Below are 7,253 nucleotides of genomic sequence, written 5' to 3' on the forward strand. Positions count from 1 at the left end.
GGTGCATAGAGGAAATATGCAAGGTATGAAACCAAGAAAAATGGGAAGCTCGTGGAGCTTCCCTATTATATTGAGACAAGGAGTGTGTTTACTTCTTGGGTCTGTTTTCCTGTACCAGTTTCCTCCGAAGTGAAAGGAACTTTCCCACAGAGATAGTGAGGGAAGCATCGTAACGGATTCTCTTGGTGGCAAACTCGAAAACGTCTGTCCCATCTTCTCTGTTCGCAAAGGTAAACTCTGTTCCTCTCTCAGTCTGACGTGCCGTGTACGGGAACTTGAAGTAAGCAAGGACTGTGGCGACATTCAGGTCACCAGTTACAAATCCAGTTTTCTCCTGAGCAGGAGCTTTTTGTTTACTCTCTGCCATCGAAATCAACCTCCTTTAGAAATTGATTAGCCTTTCAGAGCTTCCTTGCGGTACATCTGAAAGGCTTTGTTCGCTTCCTCGCTGGCTTCTCGGATGTCTTCCTCCTCAGGGTCATAGACCGGTTCCTCTAAGTCTGTGGTGAAGAGGCCAGTTCCGAGCAGGTACTCAGCTTCGTTCATGGGAACGTCGACGACTTCTCCGGCGTTGATGATTTTCCTCAGCTTTCGGTTGCTCGCATCCCATAAAGTGAAGGACTTCGCTTTGACGAGTTTCAGTTTCATGTGGCTCACCTCCGGCTAAACTGCTGCTCGACTTTATCAATCATCTGTTCAATCTCGCCCATTGGCATCGTCTCAGCTTGAGCGGTCAACTCTTTATACTTGACGGTTCTCCAAATCTCCAGACCTTCGGGAGTTTGAGAGAGAGCAGTGTTAAGCTTTTTCAAGAGTGCGTCTCTAACTTTTTGGTAGGGCAATCTGTCAATCGTTGCGTAGAGCTTTGCTACGTCGTGGATGTCCAGCGGTCTCTCGGACTTCCTCGCGTTCTCCAGCATCGCATTTGTGAGAGCAGCAGCAGTAGCCTGCTTTCTGGCAAGGTCTGTGGTAATGCCGAGAGCGTCCATCGCAGCCTTCCGGTTCTCCGCTCTACGGCTCTGCTCTTCGAGAGCTTCCTGCTCTTTTCGTTGTTTGAGAGCTTGCCATTCAGGTGGTTGCATTGACTTGAAGAGTTCCTCCCGCTCTTCACGCTCTAGTTCCTCTCTCACTCTCTGTGGATTCGTTAACGCACGTAGCAGGTCTTTACGTAGCTGGGCAAGTTGTTCTGGGTTCATCTCCTCATCATCCTCCTTTCTTTTTTCAATGGGAGCCTTCACCAGTTGACCGTTATAAACTCCCACAGCGTAGCCTTCCTCTCGAAGCTCCTCGAGTGCCTTTCTAATGCCTTGAACTACACCATCCGCAAGATTGTTAACAGCTTTGAGTTGCTCCTCAGTCAAAGACTCCTGAGCACGTTTGACTAACGGCTTTGCGAGTAGAGGAATTGTTGGAGGTTTGTAGGAAGGCGCCTGTCTTTTGAGCGTTGGTTCATGTCGCTCCGCAATGACTTGTCCACCAGGAGTTCGAATCTGAGCGACGCCGGTTTCCAAGTCGACCACCTCGGTAACCAGACCGTACGGTGTTGCGTAATCCCGTGCTACTGTCCTCTCATCTAATTTTCTCTCGTGGTAAGGTTCTCCGAGTTGACTCATCTTGCAATCACCTCCTTATACAGTTTGTCTACGTCTTTATTGGTAAGAGTGACTGCAGTTGCTACTAAGGACTGCATTTCCAACAGTTGGTCAAAACGTGCATCGTTAGGAAAGTCCTCAGCGAAGTGGAGACCATCCCCTCTACCATAACGGTTCTTTTTCACAGGCAGGCTATCAAGTGCCACAGCTGTAGTGGAGAGTTCGAGTAACAAGTCCACAGCAGTGCAAAACTTTTCCCACCAATCTTCACGAATGACGATAGGTGCCCCTGGTCTCCTACTCTTCATCGCAGGTAGTCGCTTGCTGTAGATGAGGTATTTGAGGAAGTCGGCACTGTAACCCCAACTCTCTTCAATCTCCTTCAGTGTGAGCCACTGCTTCACCGTAGTTCCCTCCTCTCTGTCGAACATTTGTTCTTGTATGAAAAAATTTTATAGGACTTCTTAGCAACTTTATAGAGGTGTCGTTAAAATTTTTCGACAAAACTTAACAAAATTTTACAAAACCTCTTTATTTTTCTATCGAAGTCTATTATAATATTAGCATAAGGAAATTGGAAATATCTGGAAAGGAGAGATGAGTAAGATGGCTCGTAATCAAAATCAAACTGAGGTAAAGGAGGTTCCGACCACAGTGGAAGTGAAGTTTGTCGTTGGTGAGAAGAAAGAAGTTGACCCGAAGATGGAAGAACTCCGGAAGAGGAGAGACACCTACAAAGCCAATCTCGCTTATGCGATTTCTCAACAAGACAAGTACGGAACAGACTACGCTGAGGCTCTCAAGAACGGTGCTGACCAACTTACACTTGACCGATTGGAGTTGAAACTACGGGAAGTTGACCTACGCATTAAATTCTATAGTGAGAAGCTCAGTCAAGTAGAGGTTGAGTTAACGAAGTACAAGTTGGAAAGGAAGAAGGCGGTGGTCAACCAATGACACACCGCTTTGCTGTCTTCGCCATCCGTGGAAGAGAAGAGATACTCTGTGGTAACTGCACCTACGCGAGTAGAGAGGAGGCTGAGCACAAACTCGGCCTCTTCAAACTACTGTTCGAAGTCCGAGGCTACCGACTCGAAATCAGACCATTCTGAGGGAGGTGAGATGATGCCATTCTACAAGAAGGGGACACCTGAGTATGAGGCTTGGAAAAACTCTCCACAGTATGAGGAGTACCGAGAGAAGATGCGTCAGTCAATACAGAAAAGCGAAAAGCATCGTCAAGTAGTCCAGTCCGAAGAATACCGCGAGAAGCTCCGTCAATCAATGCTACAGAGTGTGAAGTATCGTCAGTCTCGAGAGAAAGTTCGTCAAGTTATACGGGAGCTCTGGCAAGATGAGGTGTTCCGTGAAAGGGCGTATAGAGAGATGGTAGACGCATGTACAACTGAAGAATACAGAGAGCGGAAGAGTCAGATAATGCAAAAAGTCGGACAATCTAGAGAATTCCGAGAGAAGCAACGACAAGACAAACTCAGGCTCTGGCAAGACCCAGACTTCGCACGCAAGGTCCTCGAGGGACTTCACCAGCAAACTAGACCAGAGCAACTCATGGAACAACTTCTCAACGAACTTTTCCCTGGAGAGTACAGATACGTTGGAGATGGACAACTCACCATCGGAGGTAAGGTACCGGACTTCGCAAATGTCAACGGACAGAAAAAGCTAATCGAAGTCTTCGGAGACTACTGGCACGAAGGTCAGGACCCACAGGAGAGAATTGACTTCTTCCGTCAGTACGGTTTCGACTGCTTGGTCATCTGGGAGTCTGAGTTAGAAGACTTGGAAGAAGTTGCTGAAAAACTTCGCCAGTTTCACAGTAGAATATAGGTAGGAGGTGGTTGCATGAAGCACGCAGCAATCTTAGCACGTGTCTCCACAGAGGACCAAGTAGAGGGTACCTCGCTCGAAACTCAAGTTGAGTCGTGTCTTGCGGAAGCAAAGAGGAGAGGTTACATAGTTCTACCGTCGGACATCTACAGAGAGGATGGGTACAGCGGAGCTCTAGCCATTGACAAGAGACCGATTCTCCACCAGCTTTGGGAGAAGTACCAGAATGGAGAGTACGACGCTATCTTTGTCTACAGGCAGGATAGGCTCTCTCGCTCGTTAGCGGTCTTTGCAGCTTTACGAGATGAAGCTCTAAAGGTTCGTCGTTGCGGAACAAAAGGAGACGGCTTCATCTTTGTGCAAGGAGGGTTCGAGGATACTCCGGAGGGTCGTCTCCAGTCTAACATTCTTGGCTCCTTTGCTGAGTATGAGAGGGAAGTAATCCGCATTCGTACCATCACCGGTAAGAAGAAGGTTGCTCGACAGGGTAAGTATGCTGGAGGTGCTCAACTGTTCGGATACAAATGGAACCGAGAGACTCAAAAGTGGGAGATACGAGAGGACGAGGCTAAGATAGTCCGACTCATCTTCAACTGGTACGTCTACGGTGACGGCAAGTCCGGTCCGATGGGCATGGTACGAATTGCTGAACGACTAAACCAACTTGGAGTACCCACACCTTCCCAAGCTCGTGGGACTCGTAGAGGAAAGGACAGCACCCACTGGACTGACACCACAGTCCGAAGTATTCTCACTCATACGGCGTACGTCGGTACGAACTACTTTTGGAGAGGTGGAGGTGTCGCTGTCACTCCAGAGGTGGTGGAGAAGATGAAGGACGCTGAGACAGACGGTTGGTATGAGGTAGAGTTCCCACCAATCGTTGACAAGCTTCTGTGGGAAAAAGCACAGGAGAAGAGAGCAGGTTCCAGAGGAGGGTTCAACAGGAAGAGACCTAAACCACTCCTTGCTGGTCGAATCCGTTGCGGTGTCTGCGGAGCACCCTACGGTGATGCCTACTACAACAAAGGAGCGACGCTCGTCTTCAAGTGCTACGGTAGGACGAAGCTCTACCACCAAGACGGTAGCCCGAGATGTACCTCTCCCATCCTCTACGGTGAAGCGTTAACGGAAGAGGTGAAGAGGAGAGTCATCGAACTCCTCCACAGACCAGAACAGTTACGACAAGCAATTGAAGAGTACGTGCGGACTCTCGAACGGAGGAAGGAAGAGCTGGAGACACTCCTACTGCCAGTGACTGAACAGCTCACCAAGATTCAGGAGAAGCAACGAAGACTTGCAGATGCCTACATTGACGGAATGCTTCCACCGGAGGAGTACAATAGACGCAAGATGGAACTACAAGAACAGGAGAGAGCTGTCAAGAGTCGGTACGAGCAGTACTGGCCAGAGCTCGATACACTAAAGAAGCTGGAGCAGAGCGTCGAAGCTCTCAAACATGCAATTGCCGAAGAGCAATTCGACGCCCTCTACCAGCCTCACGACTCCACAGTGACAGAGGAACTAGCCTTTGCAGCGGTGAAGGATAGGACTCACCTAACCGTTGGATTCCCACAGAAGACACTTACTTGGGAAGAGCTTCTTGACAGGTTACAGATTACGCTGTGGGTGTATCAAGACCGTGTCGAAGTTAGAGGAATTGTCCCGATTGAAGACATAGCAAATCTGGAATACTGTTGGAATTAAAAGGCCTTCTGGGATGGTTTTGTGGAGAGGGAAGTTTTGTTGATATATGGCATAAACGAAAGTTTTGTGCGTGAATGCGGGAGATAATCGGACATCGCTCGCTGCGCTCGCTCGTCTTATCGCGGCGCCGATTTCCCGAGGGCACGGCAACGTCATAGCTCGCGCAGAACGCTCGCGACGTCGCCTATCAGCCGGGTTCCCGGCTGATGCCCAAATGCCCACTGCGTGGGCACTTCGGGAACCCGGCGCCGCGTTAGGCGAAATTGCCAGTTTTTATGTGACGAAAAGCAACAAAAATCAACAAAATTTGGCGGTTGACTAATCCAAGCGTTCAGGGTTATAATATGGAAACAGATAACAAAAAAGGGGGACAAAGGAAGAGAATTTTTTACTATTAAATTTATGGGAAGGGGATGTTCTTGTGTTGAGATTTAAAAGAATGATTGGAACTATGTTAATTCTGAGCGTATTAATGATGTCAACAATTGCAAATCTTGCATATGCTTCAGAAACTGGTACTTGTCCAGAGGAAATTATCAGCTTTGCTCAAGACGAGTTAGGAATGAGTGTTAAGCTTCTTGAAAAGAAAGAAGCCAATAAATATCTAACTCTTTTACATAAGTTCAAAGCTACAAAAATTCGTAAAAATATGCTATCAGATAATGTGCAGGTAATGCAAGTAAATCCGCAGAACATTATTTATGTTGCAGGCACATTTAAGAACAATGATAACAAGACCATATATGCTATAATTAATGGAGATACAAATAAAATAGAAATGATTACCATATCGACGTTTGCTGGAGATGGTCAAGTAAATATTCGAACATTCGATAGTAGTGGTTTCAAAGAAGAAGTAACAACTACAGAAGAAGAAATTATGCAACTGTCAGAGAAAAGTAAACAAGAAATGCTCGATTTTATTGAAAAGTATAATTCTGGTGAAATAAGCATGAATCAGATTCTGCCCCCGATGCGGTAACTGCATTAGTAAGTATTCCTACCGATTGGGAATACTGGGTTTGTAAGTTTGCGGGAGCTTTGGCTTGCAGCATGGCTTGCGTAATCTTTATAGAATTACCTCCTGTAATGTTAGCATGTAGATGGGCATGTAGTTATTTCTGGGGTATGGGTGCTTGTAGTTAATCACTATTTATTACAAATTAATAATATGATATATTAAAAATGAAATTAAATCTTAGCTGGTCTATAAGACCAGCTAAGATTGTTAGATGAGAAAGTGGAGGTTCTTTTGTGGGGAAAGAGACCGATGATAAAAAACAATGGCAGAAAATAAAAGATATTGAATATGCAGGTTTCATAGCGTTAGGTTTGGCTTCTACTTCTGAGGCCATCAACAACGATGTTGGTTTTCCACTTGTTGCCTTTGGAGTTTTCTGGATTATAGTCGGCTTGATTCAGGTTAGATCTTGGAACAGTTTCTATGAACATAGAATCGCTTTAATTAAATGGGTCATTCTTTTTTTAATGGCACTAATGGTCATCCAGGCAATACTATTTTATATTAGTACTCAGCCGTTTTTCTATAAAGGTATTATTTTAGCAGTAAATCTGATATTAGAAATAGCACTCATTATCTTTTTTTTAAAGAAAAGAACTAAAATAGAAAAATTGAAATAATTAAGCAAATTAAATGTTAATTATAACGCTAGGGAAGTCTAGTGTTTTCTTTGTTTAAAAAAGGAATAGTGGGTAAAACTGGCAACATCGTCTAACATAAAGCCGTGTTTCCGCAGTTGAGCATGCAAAAACACCGGCAAAGCACTGGCCCTGCCGGCGTTAAACCATTACTCAATATGCTCAATTGCGGCAACACGTGTTGGACGAAGCCGCGTTTATAGAAGAAGTTATGGGGATTCAAAGTTTTATAATCCCTGCCAGAAATCCGTTTGTGGCAGGAAATGCAGGCTAATAAAACATATAAAGCAAAATATACCAAATAATGTCATTATACAGGCTGTACCTTCCCACTCCCCAAAAAAATCACAAACCGTTATGCAGTTAAGCGCACGGGTGGCGGAGAGCAGTTCCGGGGCTCCAGTTTCATTCTTCTTATCATCTTGCCTTTGCCGCAGCAAGGGCAAA

General features: G+C 45.7%; 10 protein-coding genes. 5 read left to right on the plus strand and 5 right to left on the minus strand.

From position 1 onward, the window contains the following. Positions 1 to 88: 88 nt before the first annotated feature. Genes Tfer_RS09670 through Tfer_RS09685 form a run of 4 tightly spaced genes read right to left on the minus strand, consistent with a single transcriptional unit; the run spans position 89 to position 1,996 of the window. Entirely contained in the window at positions 89 to 367 is a 279-nt protein-coding gene (locus Tfer_RS09670) for a hypothetical protein (protein ID WP_052218222.1), read from the minus strand. 26 nt (positions 368 to 393) lie between these two features. Beyond that, a complete protein-coding gene (locus Tfer_RS09675) occupies positions 394 to 648 on the minus strand; it encodes a hypothetical protein (RefSeq protein WP_052218223.1) in 255 nt (84 codons plus the stop codon). A gap of 5 nt (positions 649 to 653) precedes the next feature. After that, positions 654 to 1,613 (minus strand): hypothetical protein, encoded by a 960-nt coding sequence (locus Tfer_RS09680; protein ID WP_052218224.1) that lies wholly within the window; start codon positions 1,611 to 1,613, stop codon positions 654 to 656. Further along, a complete protein-coding gene (locus tag Tfer_RS09685; RefSeq protein ID WP_052218225.1) occupies positions 1,610 to 1,996 on the minus strand; it encodes a hypothetical protein in 387 nt (128 codons plus the stop codon). Before Tfer_RS09685 ends, Tfer_RS09680 begins: the two co-directional genes overlap by 4 nt. 202 nt (positions 1,997 to 2,198) lie before the next feature. On the opposite strand from Tfer_RS09685, the gene Tfer_RS09690 reads away from it, so the two are divergent. The 5 genes from Tfer_RS09690 (at position 2,199) to Tfer_RS09715 (ending at position 6,788) form a co-directional block, all read left to right on the plus strand. Continuing rightward, entirely contained in the window at positions 2,199 to 2,549 is a 351-nt protein-coding gene (locus tag Tfer_RS09690; RefSeq protein WP_052218226.1) for a hypothetical protein, read from the plus strand. 168 nt (positions 2,550 to 2,717) lie between these two features. Then, positions 2,718 to 3,440 (plus strand): hypothetical protein, encoded by a 723-nt coding sequence (locus Tfer_RS09695; RefSeq protein ID WP_052218227.1) that lies wholly within the window; start codon positions 2,718 to 2,720, stop codon positions 3,438 to 3,440. A gap of 15 nt (positions 3,441 to 3,455) precedes the next feature. Beyond that, positions 3,456 to 5,147: a recombinase family protein gene (locus tag Tfer_RS09700; RefSeq protein WP_052218228.1), complete on the plus strand. Its 1,692-nt coding sequence runs from the start codon at positions 3,456 to 3,458 to the stop codon at positions 5,145 to 5,147. Positions 5,148 to 5,568: 421 nt separating this feature from the next. Next, positions 5,569 to 6,129, plus strand: coding sequence for a hypothetical protein (locus Tfer_RS09710; RefSeq protein WP_052218230.1), 561 nt, complete (start codon positions 5,569 to 5,571; stop codon positions 6,127 to 6,129). Positions 6,130 to 6,401: 272 nt separating this feature from the next. Then, positions 6,402 to 6,788 carry a hypothetical protein gene (locus Tfer_RS09715; protein ID WP_052218231.1) on the plus strand — a complete coding sequence of 129 codons (387 nt, stop codon included), beginning with the start codon at positions 6,402 to 6,404 and terminating at the stop codon, positions 6,786 to 6,788. Between the two features lie 245 nt (positions 6,789 to 7,033). Here the strand turns inward: Tfer_RS09715 and Tfer_RS16800 are convergent. Next, on the minus strand, positions 7,034 to 7,253 hold a 220-nt coding region (locus Tfer_RS16800; protein ID WP_207642444.1), incomplete at its 5' end, for a hypothetical protein.

This window comes from Thermincola ferriacetica (assembly GCF_001263415.1).
GTDB lineage: Bacteria > Bacillota > Thermincolia > Thermincolales > Thermincolaceae > Thermincola > Thermincola ferriacetica.